14 protein-coding genes are annotated in these 17142 nt (G+C 43.3%); 2 read left to right on the top strand and 12 right to left on the bottom strand.

All coding sequences use genetic code 11. The features are described 5' to 3' along the window. Positions 1 to 139 precede the first annotated feature (139 nt). The 3 genes from helD to B9Y89_RS11845 form a co-directional block, all read right to left on the bottom strand. A complete protein-coding gene (gene helD, locus B9Y89_RS11855) occupies positions 140 to 2470 on the bottom strand; it encodes an RNA polymerase recycling motor HelD (RefSeq protein WP_085523431.1) in 2331 nt (776 codons plus the stop codon). 52 nt (positions 2471 to 2522) lie between these two features. Beyond that, a complete protein-coding gene (locus B9Y89_RS11850) occupies positions 2523 to 3728 on the bottom strand; it encodes a DNA polymerase IV (RefSeq protein WP_085523430.1) in 1206 nt (401 codons plus the stop codon). A 113-nt stretch (positions 3729 to 3841) separates the two neighbouring features. Continuing rightward, positions 3842 to 4957, bottom strand: coding sequence for a M20/M25/M40 family metallo-hydrolase (locus B9Y89_RS11845; RefSeq protein WP_085523429.1), 1116 nt, complete (start codon positions 4955 to 4957; stop codon positions 3842 to 3844). A 250-nt stretch (positions 4958 to 5207) separates the two neighbouring features. Here B9Y89_RS11845 and prli42 point away from each other — a divergent pair, with 250 nt between their 5' ends. Further along, a complete protein-coding gene (prli42, locus tag B9Y89_RS19065) occupies positions 5208 to 5300 on the top strand; it encodes a stressosome-associated protein Prli42 (RefSeq protein ID WP_176222202.1) in 93 nt (30 codons plus the stop codon). A 58-nt stretch (positions 5301 to 5358) separates the two neighbouring features. Here prli42 and B9Y89_RS11840 read toward each other — a convergent pair whose 3' ends face one another. From B9Y89_RS11840 to B9Y89_RS11800, 9 genes are all read right to left on the bottom strand, one after another. Beyond that, positions 5359 to 6615: an ammonium transporter gene (locus tag B9Y89_RS11840; protein WP_085523428.1), complete on the bottom strand. Its 1257-nt coding sequence runs from the start codon at positions 6613 to 6615 to the stop codon at positions 5359 to 5361. A 162-nt stretch (positions 6616 to 6777) separates the two neighbouring features. Continuing rightward, on the bottom strand, positions 6778 to 7209 hold the full coding sequence (locus tag B9Y89_RS11835) for a BrxA/BrxB family bacilliredoxin (protein WP_176222201.1): 432 nt from the start codon (positions 7207 to 7209) through the stop codon (positions 6778 to 6780). Positions 7210 to 7398: 189 nt separating this feature from the next. Beyond that, positions 7399 to 8670 carry a dihydrolipoamide acetyltransferase family protein gene (locus B9Y89_RS11830; RefSeq protein WP_085523427.1) on the bottom strand — a complete coding sequence of 424 codons (1272 nt, stop codon included), beginning with the start codon at positions 8668 to 8670 and terminating at the stop codon, positions 7399 to 7401. A 21-nt stretch (positions 8671 to 8691) separates the two neighbouring features. Continuing rightward, positions 8692 to 9675, bottom strand: a complete 984-nt coding sequence (locus B9Y89_RS11825; protein ID WP_085523426.1) for an alpha-ketoacid dehydrogenase subunit beta — start codon at positions 9673 to 9675, stop codon at positions 8692 to 8694. A gap of 13 nt (positions 9676 to 9688) precedes the next feature. Further along, the gene (locus tag B9Y89_RS11820) at positions 9689 to 10627 is read right to left on the bottom strand and encodes a thiamine pyrophosphate-dependent dehydrogenase E1 component subunit alpha (RefSeq protein WP_176222297.1); all 939 of its coding nucleotides are present in this window, start codon (positions 10625 to 10627) and stop codon (positions 9689 to 9691) included. 68 nt (positions 10628 to 10695) lie between these two features. Then, a complete protein-coding gene (gene lpdA / locus B9Y89_RS11815; protein WP_085523424.1) occupies positions 10696 to 12120 on the bottom strand; it encodes a dihydrolipoyl dehydrogenase in 1425 nt (474 codons plus the stop codon). Positions 12121 to 12125: 5 nt separating this feature from the next. Continuing rightward, positions 12126 to 13238 (bottom strand): butyrate kinase, encoded by a 1113-nt coding sequence (gene buk / locus B9Y89_RS11810; RefSeq protein ID WP_085523423.1) that lies wholly within the window; start codon positions 13236 to 13238, stop codon positions 12126 to 12128. 32 nt (positions 13239 to 13270) lie between these two features. Then, a complete protein-coding gene (locus B9Y89_RS11805) occupies positions 13271 to 14365 on the bottom strand; it encodes a Leu/Phe/Val dehydrogenase (protein ID WP_085523422.1) in 1095 nt (364 codons plus the stop codon). 331 nt (positions 14366 to 14696) lie between these two features. Continuing rightward, entirely contained in the window at positions 14697 to 16763 is a 2067-nt protein-coding gene (locus B9Y89_RS11800) for a sigma-54 interaction domain-containing protein (protein ID WP_085523421.1), read from the bottom strand. A gap of 129 nt (positions 16764 to 16892) precedes the next feature. Here B9Y89_RS11800 and B9Y89_RS11795 point away from each other — a divergent pair, with 129 nt between their 5' ends. After that, complete coding sequence (locus tag B9Y89_RS11795; protein WP_085523420.1) at positions 16893 to 17135, top strand: DUF2627 domain-containing protein; 243 nt, start codon at positions 16893 to 16895, stop codon at positions 17133 to 17135. The last annotated feature ends 7 nt before the right edge of the window (positions 17136 to 17142 follow it).

Below are 17142 nucleotides of genomic sequence, written 5' to 3'. Positions count from 1 at the left end.
AAAAATTTAAAACAATCTCTATTATTCACATTTTATCTGATTGCAAGAATTGCGGCAATATTGCTCAAATCATTTACCAGCTACCCATTAAAAAAACCACCTCAAATCTTCTAAAATGAGAAGATCGGGTGGTTTCGCTTCATGAATCGGACACAAATTTATCATGCGAAACATCATCAAGTAAATGCGTGGGTTGAACTAGCGCATTAATGTACAGTTCATGCATAGCCCGGGTACAAGCGGTATAAAACAACCGTCGTTCATCTTCTCGTGCATATTGCTGAGCTGAAGCATTATAGATGATCACCGCATCAAATTCAATCCCTTTGGCCAAATAAGCTGGAATCACAAGAACACCTGCTTCATAAGTGACCGTTTCCTTATCAATGAGATTCAGGTCGATGTCATCACGAAGCGCCTCATAGGTCGACTCAGCTTCTTGAAACGTTTTGCAGATCACGGCAATGGTTTGATGATCACCCGTTTGCAGGCAGCGAATTTGTTCAACAACATGATGTCGTAATGATGCCGTATCAGAGACTGTCGTAAGTGTCGGTCGGCTGCCTTCGCGATTAAAAGCCTCGATGGACCCTCCATCAGGCAATAGTTCACGGGTGAATTCTACAATTTGCCGGGTTGACCGGTAACTTCGATTCATCGAGAACGTTTCCTGCTCATCCTTAGGGAATAATTGCGGCAGACGTTCTGTCAATGAATGAATCGCATGTGAAAAGATAGCTTGGTGCCGATCACCCAGAATCGTCATTTTACTGTAAGGAAACAGAAATCGGATAAAGGCAAATTGAAACGGTGAGTAGTCTTGCGCCTCATCGATAAATACATGCCTGATCGCCGTATTCGTTCGTCTACCCTCAATATGATCTTTGAGATATAGATAAGGTGTTGCATCTTCATAGGCAAGCTGTCCTTGGCTAATACGTTCAATCGTCTTCGCCCCTATGGTCTCCCAATCATCCGGAAGACTTGCCGACTGTGGCATACATTTGGTAAATAATCGCTTATAAATGGCGGTACCATCAATGAAATCAAGCTGTTTAACAGTTTGAAGCAAGGGTCGAAAAGCTCTTTTAACGACTAATTTGGCGAGCATCGTCTGTTCCGTTTCGAAATCAGCAAACGTATCAACATCAGGTTGTTCTTTCTGCATCTTTTGATACACTTTGCGATAATCCTCAGGATCTAATAACTCAATCTCATCTTCGACCCAATTTTTCTTCAGTTCGATTCGGGCTTGACGATTAATCTGAGTCTTCAGCCATTCCACCAACATTTCCATACGATTAGGAATAGAGATGTTTGAGTCATAGGCATAAAATTGTTGCCGCATCTGTTCTGAAGAAACTAGAACATTATCACGAAAAACAAGCGACTGAAACACAATCCCCGCCTCAGATAGTTCCCGTAAATAAGCATCAATCATATCTTTGAAATCCAGACTTGCCTTAAATTGAATGCTGGTTTGCATCTGTTTGTAAGTCTCAGGGTCATCGATTGTTAGAAGAGCCTCTTGTTGCGCAAACGCATCTTCGATAGTAAACATGTCTCTAAGCCGATGCTCTAAGTATTCCTGAAACGTTGACTGCTGCATGTTATTTTCACCAAGCTCTGGAAGAACAGAAGAAACAAAGCTGGTAAAAATGTTGTTAGGTGAAAACAGCAGGATGTTTTCTGATTGCAGAACGCCGCGATGACGATATAGTAAATAGGCGACCCGCTGAAGAGCGGCCGACGTTTTGCCGCTACCAGCTACACCTTGAACAATTAATATGCGATTGCCGCTATTACGGATGATGCGATTTTGTTCTTGTTGAATGGTTGCGACAATATTTTGCATATGCTGGCTCGCATTTTGGCCGAGCACCTGTTGCAACAAACCATCACCAATGGTTAGCCCTGTATCAAACATGCCATCAATGTGGCCGTCTTTAATGACATACTGTCGTTTGAGATCAATATTTCCGGCAATGGTCCCTTCAGGTGTATCGTATTCACCCGGGCCCGGTGGATAATCATAGTAAAGACTTGAGACAGGTGCCCGCCAGTCGTAAACCAAGAAGTCGTTATCATGTCGATCAAGTAATGAAGCGATGCCAATGTAGATAGGCTCTGACGTCTTTTCCCCATTCTCATGAAAATCAATGCGACCAAAATAAGGTGATGCCGTGATCCTTTCTAATGTTTTCAGTTGTTGATTGACGAGACCATGGCTGCGTTCACGTTCCGATAATACTCCGGCTTGTTGAGTAATACTCGCATAAGTTTCAATAATATCATCAGGTTCGTCAAAGTTGACCGTCACATCATCCCAAAAATTCCGGCGTAAGTGCAAAACGTCCGATTTCACATCAGCACCGCTTGCTTTTAATGTTTTCATTTTCTCTTTAGCTTGGTCAATAACATTATTCACCCGCTGCTGCTCTTGTTTCCATTCCGTTTGATCAATACTCATTCGGGCCACCCCCAAATTCAATTCATTCTTCCCTAAAATCATTCCTTCTAGTTTACTCCGATTGATCATTGCGATACAACTGATTGCCGCGCTTAAGCATCGTTTTTCCGTATTTGTCATTCAATTCATCAATCATATGATTAATAGGCTCTTGTTTAGCATCATTTTCGTAACTGAAAAGATCAAGTTGTTTCGTAGCCGTAGCCATATTTTCAAACGACGATGTCGTAAGCCCTAAAAGACGAAGGGGCCGACCATCCCAGTGACGATCAAACAGTTCCATCGCTAAACGAACGAGATCATCCTGACGGAAAACTGGTTGACTTAGCATCGTCGCCCGGGTGATTGTTTGCCAATTACTATAGCGAATCATCATGCTGAGGTGATAAGCACAAACTTGTTTTTGCCGCAATTGTGCTTCCAATTTAGAGGCTAATTGCCCAAATATTTGTCTGACAACTTGGGTCTCAGTCGTATCACGAGACAAGGTTGTCGACTGACCAATGCTTTTAAAAGTGTTTTCAGCATAAGGATCCACAGGCCTTGCATCATGACCGTTGGCGCGCTCATGCAGGCGCCCTCCTTGGACCCCAAACCATTCAGTTAGTTTTAGTGCCGGCGTATTGGCTAGATCACCGATTGTGTCAATGTTTAATCCCCGTAATTTTTCTTCTGTCTTTGAACCGACGCCATGCATATCACCAATCGGAAGCGTCCATAATTTTTCACTAATATCTCGTTTTCTTAAGATGGTCATTCCGAGCGGCTTTTGCATATCAGACGCCATTTTAGCTAAAAACTTGTTCGGCGCAATACCAATACTTGAAGGAATGCTGATCTCTTGCAAGATGCGGTCTTGTATTTGTCGAGCGAGCTCAACAGGGTGCGTGCCAGTACTACTGTTTGTCACATCCATATAACCTTCATCAATTGATACCTTTTGCACAAGTTCCGTGTAATCTTTTAATATCGCAAAAATCTGCCTTGATGTTTCCCGGTACAAAGAGAAATCGGGATGCCTCACAATCAAATCCGGACATAATCGTTTCGCTTCCCATACCGGCATCGTCGTCTTGACGCCTTGTGCCCGCGCCTCATAACTACTCGTTACGACAATACCCCGCCGCTCTTCCGCTCTTCCGGCAATCGCAAGCGGCTTACCCTTTAATTCTGGGTGGTTAGCGACTTCTACAGAAGCGTAAAAACTGTTCATATCAATATGAAAAATGATATTGCCATTCGGATGCTGATGACTCATCACCGATCACCTCATCCATCTTATTCTATCTTTTATTATAACCCATCAGCCGTTTTGGGTTCACATAAAAACTCGTTCCGTACTTCGGAACGAGTCTCCACCCTCCACCGTGCTTATTGTTTCGCTTCTTTTGCGATGGCGATAATCATTTCCGCAGCTTTTTCTAATTCAGCCACCGGCATTTTTTCCTCTTTCGTGTGAATGTTCTCATAGCCAATACCTAAATTAACGGTCGGAAACCCTTTTCCGGCAATCACATTAGCGTCGCTGCCGCCGCCGCTTTCAAGTAGCACAGGTTCCCGGTCAATTGCCTTCGCGGCTCGTTTGGCGATCTCAACAACATGATCGTCAGCCTTAAATTTAAAATTCGGGTACATGATATTAACATCAATATCCACACTGCCCCCCATGTCTTCCGCAGCTTGATTAAAGGCATTCTGCATGGCCTCGACTTGTTTATCTAATTTTTCTTTAACCAAGGAACGAGCTTCAGAAAGGATATCGACTTGATCGCACACAATATTGGTTTTCTGACCGCCCTGAAACTGACCAATATTAGCCGTTGTTTCCTTATCAATACGACCTAACGGCATTTTAGCAATCGCTTTAGAAGCAATTGTTATGGCTGAAACACCTTTTTCAGGTTCAACACCGGCATGAGCTGTCTTACCGTAAATTGTTGCATTCAATTTCGCTTGAGTTGGTGCGGCAGTAATAATATGTCCGACAGTACCGTCACTGTCTAAAGCATAGCCATACTTGGCGTGAACAAGCTTGTCATCCAAAGCTTTGGCACCGACCAATCCGGACTCCTCACCAACGGTAATCACGAATTGAATGTCACCATGCGGCAATTGATCTTCTTGAATGACGCGGATAGCCTCTATCATAGCAGCTAATCCTGCTTTATCATCGGCACCCAAAATCGTTGTCCCATCAGAGGTGACGTAGCCGTCCTTGACCTCAGGTTGTATCCCTTTACCAGGAACAACTGTATCCATATGTGAAGTAAAATAAATTGGATCATAGCCGTCCTCACCAGTAAAAGTAATAATTAAATTATTAGCACCATGACCCGTCTGTTCGCAAGCTTGATCTTCTTCAACACTGAGCCCGAGATTCGTAAACGTTTCCTTCAAAGTTTCAGCTATGGTACTCTCTTCACCCGTTTCAGAATCAACTTGTACAAGTTCCAAAAATGTATTTAACACACGATCTTGATTAGCCATGCTGTTTCAGCACCTTCCTATATGTATGTATCGTCACAGCATCTATTATAACGGAATTTGTATATATTTTTTAGCCTAATGCTTGTCCTTTTTTATCGAGTTAGGCATCTAATCTCCTTTCTTATCGTTACCTGCAAGTATTTTCTTAACTGTCATTTGTTAAACCCTTTTATTTTAGATGGATATCCTTGTCTTTTTTGTCCACCCTTTATACAATGGTGAAGGGACAATCAATTGGGAGGTTGCTGCTATGAAAAATAAAACTTTCAAGGCCGTTGTTTGGATTATGCTTGGCGCATTAATATTAACAACACTCCTCGGATCGCTCGGTATGATGCTTTAATATGAAATAGACCGTGAGCACCCGACTCACGGTCTGTCATGCATGTTATTTTCAATTGTTAACTCACTTTATTTGGATCATCGTACATTAACTCAGGATAGCCATAGACGCCGTGTTCACTCATATCGAGTCCCATCATTTCTTCTTCTTTGCTAACGCGTAATGAACCTGTTAGTCCTTGCGTCAATTTTAACAATACATAAGAAATGACAAAGGCAAACGCTCCAGATGCCACAACACCTAACACTTGCACACCTAACTGCGTTAAACCGCCGCCGTAAAACAATCCTGCTTGACCGATGCTTGCAAGTTCAGGTGTTGCAAATAGACCTGTCGACAATGTCCCCCATACACCTGGGGTACCGTGGACTGATACCGCAAAAATTGGATCGTCTATTTGTTTCTTCTCAAGCATCCGGGCTGTCAAAATCGTAATCACACCCGCAGCAAGACCAATCACAACAGCAGCCCATGGTTCAACAAACGCACATGATGCCGTTATAGCAACAAGTCCTGAAATCGTCCCATTTAAAATCGAAGACACATCAGCCTTACCGTATATGATCCATGAAACAATTAATGCACTGACAGCACCCGCAGCTGCCCCCAATTGGGTATTCAATGCTACATAACCGAAAAAGGCATCCGCAACACTAACAGTACTACCAGCATTGAATCCAAACCAGCCGACCCATAGCAATAAGACAGCGAGTGATGTATAAACTTGATTATGTCCTTGAAACGAATTGACAACCCCGTTTTTCCCATATTTCCCAAGACGTGGTTTTAAAATGATTGTTGCTGCTAAGGCAGCCATCGCTCCAGTTAGATGTACAACGGTTGACCCAGCAAAATCTTGTGTTCCAAGTGATGATAACCAACCGCCGCCCCATACCCAATGGGCAATAATTGGGTAAACGACAATGGAAAACATGATGGAGAAAATAACGTAGACGACCATCTTCGCTCTTTCTGCAAAGCCACCAAACGCAATCGTTAAAGAAATTGCAGCAAAAGCTAACTGAAAAACGAAATAAACAGGTGTCGATAGGTTCGTATCGGCAAATTGACCGCCGTCATAGAAGAAGTGACCTAGTCCTAAAAATCCACCAGCATCATCGCCAAAAATCAGGCCAAACCCAAGTGCCCAGAACACTAATGAACCAATACCAAATGTTAAGATTGTTTTCCCAGCAATGTGACCGGCATTTTTCATCCTCGTCGAACCAGCTTCAAGTAAAATGAAGCCCCCCAACATTAAAATAACTAAAATGGCACCAATCATTGTCCAAAGACTGTCTAGAGTACCTTCCATTTTACGCAACCCCCGTTTGTAAGATTTTATAACATGATTGCTTCTTTATTTAGTTATTATCATAATCAAGGTTGTGTTCATTTCAAACTTATTTGTAATGAAACCTAACACCCTAATTAAAATATCGCATAAAAAAAAGCCCGGTAAATACCGGACTTTTTTTTATGCGCAATGGTCATCAAATAATTTCTCAAGTTTGGCCGCCACTTCATGAGGCTCGAAACCTTCAATATCATGACGCTCAATCATTGATGTAATTTTCCCATCTTTTAAAAGCGCAAACGATGGTGACGACGGTGGGTAGCCCTCAAAGTATTCGCGCGCACGCTCTGTCGCTTCTTTATCCTGACCCGCAAATACGGTCACGAATTGATCAGGACGATGGTAGCAATTAACTGCGTAGGAAGCAGCTGGTCTAGCAACACCGCCAGCACAACCGCAAACGGAATTGACCATAACCAGCGCCGTTCCGTCTTTCTGAAGTGCATCATCGACAGCCTCGGGCGTGCGAAGTTCATGATAACCCGCTTCAGTAATTTCATTCCGGGACTTATCAACGACATCGTTCATAAAAATATTAAAATCCATACTCACTGTATCTTCACTCCTTTTGTCTATCTTTATACTCATTTTAACGCTTTTATAACCCAATGCAAAACTGAAAACATTTTAATGTTTATAGGATCTTAGATTAGGGTATCTACTTGAGTAAGCAACACCTCCATATCCTTAAGACCCCCTATTATTCTGATTGAAGCTGTTGGCTCCGGCCGGCAGCTTTAATCAATAGATCGATGTATTGTCTTCAGTTATATTTTCTAATTTATTCTTCACACTTTGGAGGAAACGACCGGCAATGAGCCCATCTAAAATCCGATGATCTAGCGAAAGACATAGGTTCACCATATCTCTAACAGCAATCATATTATTATCCATAACAATCGGACGCTTTACTATGGATTCCACTGAGAGAATCGCCGCTTGCGGATAATTGATAATCGGCTGGGACAGAACCGAACCGAATGATCCTGTATTGTTAACAGTAAACGTTCCGCCTTGCATATCATCGGCAGACAACTGCTGACGCCGGACTTTTCCAGCCAAATCATGGACACTGTGCGCGAGTCCTTTAATACTTTTCTCATCCGCTTGCTTGATGACTGGAACATATAAGGCATCATCCGTTGAAACCGCCATTGAAATATTAACGTCTTTTTTCTCAATGATTTTGTCGCCTGACCACATCGCATTGACTCTTGGATATTCCCTTAATGCTTCCACAACGGATTTAATAAAAAACGGCAAAAATGTCAAACTATAGCCTTCTTTGGATTTAAACTCATCTTTAATTTGACCCCGGTAATTGACTAAATTCGTTACATCAACTTCTATCATCGTCCAAGCATGCGGTGCTTCGTGTTTACTTTTGACCATATTATCGGCAATCGCTTTACGAACGCCTGTTACTGGCACTTCACGATCCCCTTCGCCAATCGGGATATCAACTGAACGATCTTGCGACTGTGCTGGTTGTTTCGGCTGCGGCGTTGGCTGCGGTTCCGGATTAGCCCCATTATTAGCTGGTGATGAATGATCGGAAGCGATCAACTTCTCTAAATCCTTCCGTGTGATCCGGCCGCCTTTTCCACTGCCCTCAACTTGATTCAAGTCAATGTCATGTTCTTGAGACAAACGTAGGACAGCTGGTGAATAACGCTTTTTCATCGATGATTCGCTTGAATGATCTGGTGTTGTATGAGTATCCGCGACCGACTGGGCATTATTTTTACCGACATCATCATTTGAAGCCTTTTCTTCTGTTTCAAGATAGGCAATCAACTCACCGACCTCAATGGTATCGCCTTCTCCTGCCACAAGTTCAACGATTTCACCTGTCAGTGAAATGGGAACCTCGGCATTCACTTTATCGGTTGTGACTTCGGCGATCGGATCATATTTATTAACATGATCACCAGGACTGATCAACCATTGACTAATCGTTCCTTCGGTCACACTTTCCCCGAGTTGCGGCATTAACACTTTTTCTTTGGCCAAAGGTTTTCCCTCCGTTCCATGTTAATATTCTGCGAGCTCACGCATGGCATGCTCAACTTTTTCCGGATTCATCATAAAGTATTTCTCCATCGGCGGCGCATAGGGCATGGATGGAGTATCAGGTCCTGCTAACCTTTGGATTGGAGCATCTAAATCAAACAGACAATGTTCGGAAATGGTGGCGGCAACTTCACTCATCACACTACCTTCCTTATTATCCTCAGTCACAAGCAAAACCTTCCCCGTTTTAGCCGCAGCCGCAATAATGGCCTCTTGATCAAGCGGATATACAGTGCGTAAATCAAGGATGTGCGCAGATACCCCCTCTTTTTCAAGCTTTTCTGCTGCTTGCAAGGCGAAGTTAACACATAATCCGTACGTGATAACGGTAATGTCATCTCCTTCACACTTGACGTCGGCTTTGCCAATCGGCAACGTATAATCTTCTTCGGGCACTTCACCTTTAACTAAGCGGTACGCGCGTTTATGTTCAAAAAATAAAACAGGATCATTATCCCGAATCGCAGCTTTCAACAACCCTTTCACATCATAGGGAGTCGAAGGCATGACAATCTTTAAACCAGGGACATTAGCAAACAAGGCTTCAACCGATTGAGAATGATAAAGTGCACCGTGAACACCGCCTCCATAAGGAGCGCGTATAGTGATCGGCGCCTGCCAATCATTATTAGACCGGTAGCGTATTTTTGCAGCTTCCGATACAATCTGATTCACCGCCGGCATAATAAAGTCAGCAAATTGCATTTCAGCAACAGGTCTCATCCCGTACATCGCTGCCCCGATCCCCACACCAGCAATCGCCGATTCAGCCAAGGGTGTATCAATCACCCGGTCTTCTCCGTACTGGTCAATCAAGCCCTCTGTTGCTCTAAACACCCCTCCGTTGATGCCCACATCTTCACCCATAACGAACACATGATCATCACGGTTCATTTCTTCGCGCAGCGCATCGTTTACAGCTTGAATATATGAAATCACAGGCATTTAATGTCTCCTCCTATTCCTCGTAAACGTAGTTTAATGCCGATTCGGGTTCAGCATAGCGGGCGTTTTCGGCATAATCTGTCGCTTCATCAACAAGACGCTTGATCCGTTCTTGAAGGTCATTTTCCTTGTCTTCTGTCATCACACCGTTGTCTCGTAAATATTGAGCAAATAAGATGATTCCGTCTTTCTCTTTAGCTTCATCAACCTCAGTTTTTTCTCTGTACGCTCGATCATCATCGTCGCTGGAATGTGGGGTTAATCGATAGGATACCGTTTCAATAAGCGAAGGGCCATTGCCAGCCCGCGCTCGATCAGCCGCCTCCTTAATGGCCTCATAAACAGAGAGCGGATCATTACCGTCCACCGTTACGCCATGCATGCCGTAACCAGCTGCACGATCAGAAACCTGTTCGCAAGCGAGTTGTTTCTTGATTGGAACTGAAATCGCATATTTATTGTTCTCGCACATGAAAATCACGGGTAATTGATGTACACCAGCAAAATTGGCAGATTCATGGAAATCACCTTGATTCGATGAGCCCTCACCAAATGTTGTTAAGGCGACTATATCTTCGCCCCTCATTCTCCCACCAAGAGCAGCCCCAACCGCATGAGCCACTTGGGTTGTCACCGGTGATGACTGCGTCATAATCCGATTTTTCTTTTGGCCAAAATGCCCTGGCATTTGTCGACCCGCTGAATTGGGATCTTCAGCTTTGGCAAAACCAGACAGCATAATGTCCTGGGTTGACATTCCGAATGCTAAAACTAGACCCAAATCGCGATAATAAGGTGCGATGTAGTCTTTTGCGCGATCAAGAGCAAAAGCCGCGCCAATTTGTGCTGCTTCTTGACCTTGACACGACACCACAAATGGTATCTTGCCCGCCCTATTTAATAACCACATCCGTTCATCAATTTTCCTTGCCAACAACATGGCCTCATACATATTAAATACCGTTTCATCAGATAAACCAAGTTGTTCATGACGCTTTTCAGCCAATGGAATAACCTCCCTTAAGAATGAATGGCGTTGCCGTCAACAGCCAAAGCCGCTTCCCCCATAATTTCTGATAACGTTGGGTGAGGATGAATCACTTCCGAAATCTCCCAAGGTGTTGCATCTAGTAATTGAGCAAGGGCTGCTTCGGATATCATATCTGTCGCATGCGGACCCATCATATGAACACCTAATAAATCATCAGTCTGTTTATCCACAATCATTTTGGCAAACCCATCAGCTTCTCCAAAAACAAGCGCCTTACCAATCGCGTTAAAAGAAAACGTACTTTGCTTGATGTCATAACCCTTTTCCTTGGCCTGTTCTTCGGTCAATCCCAGACTAGCCGCTTCAGGACGTGTATAGATACAGCGGGGAACCTTTAATGAATCAACCGGGTCAGTCGAGACACCCGCAATATGCTCGACAGCCGTTATCCCTTCGTGCGAAGCAACATGAGCCAACTGTAAACCGCCTATAACATCGCCAATGGCATATATGTGCGATTCATGAGTTTGACCGTATTCATTGACTTGAATGCATTCACGTTCCGTTTTAATACTTGTATTTTGTAAGCCAATATCTTGCGTATTCGGCACCCTTCCTACGGACACTAACAATTTATCAGCTGTAAAGACTTGTGTGTCATTTTGAACGACCGCGGACACCTTGACATCATCGTTACCTTTATCAAGCGTGTCGGCTTGCACTGCCGCACCCGTGACAACACGTACCCCTTTTTTCTTCAATTGCCTTTGCAATTCTTTGGAAAGCGCTTGATCTTCTCCTGGTATCAGCCGATTGGCATATTCAAGCACTGTTACATCAACCCCAAAGTCAGCGAACATGGAAGCCCACTCAACGCCGATCACGCCACCTCCAACAATGAGCAAAGAATTGGGTAGATCAGTCATGTTGACCACATCATCTGACGTCAGAGTTCGATCACCATCAATAGCTAAATTAGGCAGAGATCGCGGCATTGACCCTGTAGCTATGATGACATTTTCAGGGATTAGCACTTGGTTGTCACTGCCATCTTTCATTTCCACAGAAATCGCTCCAGGCATCGGAGAGAAAATTGAGGGTCCAAGAATCCGTCCGAAGCCGTTATAAATATCAATTTGTCCTTTTTTCATTAGCTGCTTAACACCGGTATGTAACTGCTGGATAATTTGCGATTTACGTTCATGGGCTTTCCCATAATCAAGTTCAATACGATCGGCAAAGACACCAAATTGCTCTCCTGCCTGTGCCGTCGCATAAACTTCAGCACTACGAAGCAATGCTTTACTTGGTATACAACCGCGATGAAGACACGTGCCGCCTAATACATCCGACTCTACTATGGCGGTTTTTAACCCTAATTGCGATGCCCGGATAGCCGCTACATAGCCACCGGTGCCACCACCTAAAATCACAAGGTCATAGTTTTCGGCCACTTATCTCACGTCCTTTCCATTTGACTTATAGATTGTCCCTGATATTGTTTTGCGCGCTCTTCGCCTGTCAACACACGCAACGTCCCTTCCGCAAGCGCCTGCATCTCATCTTCACCAGGTAAAACAACAACATCCGCAATCCAATCAACACGCTTAGTGACTTTTGATATTAGCGTTTTACTGTAAGCAAACTCACCTGTCAATACAATAATATCGACTTCCCCACATAAAACCGTGGCAGCTCCACCAATTTCTTTAGCCATTTGATACGCCATTGCATCATAAACCTGTTCCGCTTGAGTATGACCATTTGCAATCATTTGTTCGATTTGATCAGGATCATTGATCCCCAAATATCCAACAAGACCTGAGCGCTCAACAACTTTATTCATAAGTTCATTGACATCATAGTCACCGGAATAACACATTTGGATAAGATCGCCAGTCGGAACAGTGCCCGCTCGTTCAGCGGAAAACGGTCCTTCACCATGCAATCCATTATTAACGTCAACGACCTTGGCACAGTCATGCGTGCCAACTGTAACACCGCCGCCCATATGTGTGACAATCATTCGTGCTTCATGATAGTTCTTACCCAATTGTTGAGCCGCCTTTCTGGCTACAGCCTTCTGGTTTAAGGCATGAAAAATACTCTTCCTTTCAACATCAGGCAAGCCAGAAAACCGGGCCACAGGTGCCAGTTCATCAACAACGACAGGATCAACAATAAAGGCGGGGATATTCAATTGTTGACCAATATCATGCGCGATAATGCCGCCAAGGTTCGAAGGGTGTTGTCCAGCAAATCCTTGATGTAAATCGGACAACATCGGTTGATTTACTTCATAGGTACCACCTTCAATGGGACGGAGCAAACCGCCACGTCCGACAACAGCATCTAATCTAGACAAATTAAGACCATCATGATCAAGGTGCTCTAATATGGACGCTTTCCGCATACTATATTGTTCTGTCATTGATTGATAAGCTGATAAATGATCAGTATCATAGTGAATTTTGGTCGTAAAAATCGCTTTATTATTCGCAAACACAGATATTTTTGTTGATGTAGAGCCTGGGTTGATGGCTAAAATTCGATAGTCTGTTGTCTTGGCCATTGCCTGACCTCCATCACACTTTTTCGTGGTTATTAACGCATACTAAGAATATCTTTTCCGTTCTTGAGAAATGTACTGCGAGCATTTTTCAATGCTTGAATACGCTCTTCCGCCAAACGATTAGCCGCTTTATAGGAACCGATATGATCACGATCAGAAATTTGATAAACCTTCATCAAATTATCGTAGATCCCTTCGACCCGACGCAACGCTCGATCGCTATTATATCCGATGAGCTCATCAGCTACATTAATAACCCCGCCAGCATTAATAACATAGTCCGGTGCATAAACAATGCCTTTATTGTACAAGGCTTCACCATGTTCATCAGCCTTCAATTGATTATTCGCCGATCCTGCAATCACTTTTGCTTTTAAGGAAGGTAACGTATCATCATTAATGACCGCACCCAATGCACAAGGAGCAAAAATGTCACAATCGACACTATAAATTTCATCGGTAGAAACAGCTTTGGCACCAAAGGCTTTTACGGCGCGCTCGACGGCTTCTTCATTAATATCCGTAACGATTAAGTTGGCTCCTTCTTCATGCAAATGTTCGCATAGCGTAAATGCGACTGTACCAACCCCTTGAACAGCAACCGTCTTCCCATCTAAAGAATCATCACCGAATGCGGCTTTGGCCGATGCCTTCATTCCTTTGTAAACACCATAAGCTGTGACAGGAGACGGATTACCAGATGATCCGAATTCTGGAGAAATCCCTGTGACATAATTGGTTTCTTCATGAATCAAATCCATGTCATCCACCGTTGTTCCAACATCCTCTGCTGTAATGTAACGACCATTCAATCCCTGTATAAACCGACCTAGTGCACGAAACATGGCTTCATTTTTATCTTTTCGCGGGTCACCCATCACGACTGTTTTACCGCCGCCAAGATTAAGTCCTGTAGCTGCGTTTTTATAAGTCATGCCGCGAGCCAAGCGCATCGCATCTTCAATAGCATCATCTTCTGAATCGTACGTCCACATCCTTGTTCCACCAAGCGCTGGACCTAGCGTCGTATCATGAATGCAAATAAATGCTTTTAATCCAGATTCCCTGTCTTGACAGACAACCAATTGTTCATAATCATGCGTTTCCATATATTTTGTAATTTCCATCATGTAGCCTCCTTGTTTGCCTCAAGCCTTTACAACTAGCCTCAACATTCATAGCGTTCAGTTTATTTGACGAAGGGATCTTTTCGGCAAGCTCTTTTCGTATAGATTGTTGCTCTCTGGCCGCAGTTCCCGCAGGAGTCTACGTGATTTCATCTAAGATTTCTTAAAAACAGCAATCATTTATAAGACAGCCTTTTGGTTAAATAGATCCCCATCGATTGAACGCCATTTTCATTCAACAGTCATATGCAATTTCAATGCCAAGTCCGATTTCTATGAAAGCGCTTCATTTCAATGATCGCATCTCTGCAATATTTTGCACACATGCAAGTTATTGCGTGCTACTTTCTTCAAGGTTGTGCTTGTTCAATTTGTAATAAAGCGCCCGGACGGAAATGCCTAACTGTTGGGCCGTTTTTGTTTTATTATCGTTATTTTCAGCCAAAGCTTGTTGAATCACTTGTTTTTCGTAAGTTTCCATTGTAGCATTTAGCGATTTACCATTGCTATCAATCGTTATTGGCTGTGTCGTATCCTCCAATGATTCATGTTTCAATGTGGGGATATGACCCGCGATAATTTCATTTTCATGAAAACCCATGTGAATCACGATTCGGCCCAAGACATTCTCGAGCTCTCTAACGTTCCCCGGCCAATGATAGACCTTTAATTGATCCAGTGCCGCCTCTGAGATGCGCTCCACATTACGCCCAAAGTCTTGGTTGATTTTATTTAACAAATGATGGCTCAACGGGGCGAGATCCTCCTTGCGTTGCCTTAAGGGCGGAATAAAAATTGGCATTCGATTCAAGCGATAGTATAGATCTTCGCGAAAAGCTCCATCAGCGATGCGTTTCTCAAGATTAACGTTTGTCGCTGTAATCACTCGTACATTGACGGGGATCGGCTTCGTGCCGCCAACTCTAACAATCTCTTTTTCCTGAAGAACACGCAATAACTTAGCTTGCATCTGCAATGACAATTCACCGATCTCATCAAGAAACAAACTCCCGCCATCCGCCTCTTCAAAATATCCTCGTCTGCCGCTTTTCTTAGCACCCGTAAAAGCCCCTTCTTCATACCCAAACAATTCACTTTCCAATAAGTGTTCCGAAATAGCCGCACCATTGACGCGAACAAATTTGTTATATTTTCGTTTGCTAGCATTATGTATCGCGTGAGCGAATAACTCTTTGCCCGTGCCTGATTCACCGCGTAATAAAATCGTTACTGGTGTCGTAGCCGCTAATTTAGCTTGTTCAATGACGAGCTCAATTTCCTCGGAGTGACCCTTAATGTCATCAAATGAATATTTCGCTTCCAATGTTCGGATAATTTGTCGGGCACGGTTCAGTTCCTTTGTCATATTCGTGATTTCTGACATGTCATGGATAATCCCCACGCTGCCTTTTAACTTGCCATTCACAATAATAGGAGCGACGTTAACAATGACATCTTTTCTGGCTTGTCCAACCTTCATGCGGACGCCTCTGACCGGCTTACGTGTTTGTAAGACTTTCATATGCATGCTGGCCCCTTCGGAAATATCCGCTGTTGCCGGTTTCCCGATAACATCTTCTTCCGTTAATCCAGTCATTCTCGTATAAGCAGGATTAATCATGATCCCTTTACCGTGCTCATCAACAACAGAAATCGCTTCTTCTGAAGACTGAATAACTGCATTCAACATAGTTTGAATACTTTTCAGATTCGTGACTTCTTCAGCCAGTTGCTCAACCTCTGTAATATCCTTGAACACTGCAAAAGCGCCATAGATGAAGCCATCATGAGCACGTATCGGCTGCCGAGTTGTAATAATTTTGGTTCCGTTATCAAGATCTTGGCCCTGATTCACTTCAGATTGACCCGATGCCAAAACCCGTGGCAACTTTGACGTCGGCATAACTTCTTGAATTGCCCGACCCATAACATCTTGATGCGATAAGCCCGTCATACGCTCGGCACTAGGATTAAAAACGGTCACTTGTTCATTCACATCGATCGCAATCATAGCATCCTGAGTCAAGGTTAAAATCATCGTTTGTTGATACGTTTGATCCTTCAATTGTTGAATGAGAGCTTCCTTTTCATCAACTAATTTGGTCATCTGTTCAACTACTTGATAAGGAATAATAACACTGCCATTCCCTTTATTCTGGGCGATTGACATGAATTTAGGATGGTTCGGTACCGTAAAAACGATCAAATCAATCGAATCAGCAATGACACGTTCCCAATTGTGAGATATTTTAATACCTTGATTTTCAGCATACGAGATGGCAGGATCAGCTGAATCCGAAACAATCAACCATTGGATTGAAATATTATCATGGGTTGAAAATGCCGTCATTAATCTTAACGCTTGATCTGTGCCGCCAATAATGGCAACTGTTTTCATGGACAGTCACCACCTTTGCAAGTTTTTTCATACCTATATTATATCCGAGAATTTCTTTTCATACAATGGACAGTGTGCTGAAACTTGTCTAAAATAACAACTAGAGTCTGAGAAAATAGGTGACTGTTTATGACCCGATTGATGGCCTTGATTATTTTAGTTTTTCCCGGTATCCTTGCTGTTTATGGCGTTAAATTAATGCGTGATACCCTATTTAACTTATTAAACGTTCCCTACCCTTTTTTATGGTTGCAATTTCTAGTCGGGTTCATTGTATTCATAGTAGGGATCGCGTTCGTTGCTGGTTGGATTTTGTACCGTGACCGAAAACGCAACTATGTTTCTAAACGTTATAAAAATAAAGGCCGCTAAATGTTGC

This window comes from Tuberibacillus sp. Marseille-P3662 (genome assembly GCF_900178005.1).
GTDB lineage: Bacteria > Bacillota > Bacilli > Bacillales > Sporolactobacillaceae > Marseille-P3662.
This window is presented reverse-complemented; position numbering and strand designations above follow the sequence as displayed.

What these genes read in the sequence shown, in the direction of transcription:
- helD (WP_085523431.1), bottom strand. Translation starts at nt 2,470, where the DNA reads ATGAGTATTGATCAAACGGAATGGAAACAAGAGCAGCAGCGGGTGAAT.
- B9Y89_RS11850 (WP_085523430.1), bottom strand. Translation starts at nt 3,728, where the DNA reads ATGAGTCATCAGCATCCGAATGGCAATATCATTTTTCATATTGATATG.
- B9Y89_RS11845 (WP_085523429.1), bottom strand. Translation starts at nt 4,957, where the DNA reads ATGGCTAATCAAGATCGTGTGTTAAATACATTTTTGGAACTTGTACAA.
- prli42 (WP_176222202.1), top strand. Translation starts at nt 5,208, where the DNA reads ATGAAAAATAAAACTTTCAAGGCCGTTGTTTGGATTATGCTTGGCGCA.
- B9Y89_RS11840 (WP_085523428.1), bottom strand. Translation starts at nt 6,615, where the DNA reads ATGGAAGGTACTCTAGACAGTCTTTGGACAATGATTGGTGCCATTTTA.
- B9Y89_RS11825 (WP_085523426.1), bottom strand. Translation starts at nt 9,675, where the DNA reads ATGCCTGTGATTTCATATATTCAAGCTGTAAACGATGCGCTGCGCGAA.
- B9Y89_RS11820 (WP_176222297.1), bottom strand. Translation starts at nt 10,627, where the DNA reads ATGTATGAGGCCATGTTGTTGGCAAGGAAAATTGATGAACGGATGTGG.
- buk (WP_085523423.1), bottom strand. Translation starts at nt 13,238, where the DNA reads ATGGCCAAGACAACAGACTATCGAATTTTAGCCATCAACCCAGGCTCT.
- B9Y89_RS11805 (WP_085523422.1), bottom strand. Translation starts at nt 14,365, where the DNA reads ATGGAAATTACAAAATATATGGAAACGCATGATTATGAACAATTGGTT.
- B9Y89_RS11800 (WP_085523421.1), bottom strand. Translation starts at nt 16,763, where the DNA reads ATGAAAACAGTTGCCATTATTGGCGGCACAGATCAAGCGTTAAGATTA.
- B9Y89_RS11795 (WP_085523420.1), top strand. Translation starts at nt 16,893, where the DNA reads ATGACCCGATTGATGGCCTTGATTATTTTAGTTTTTCCCGGTATCCTT.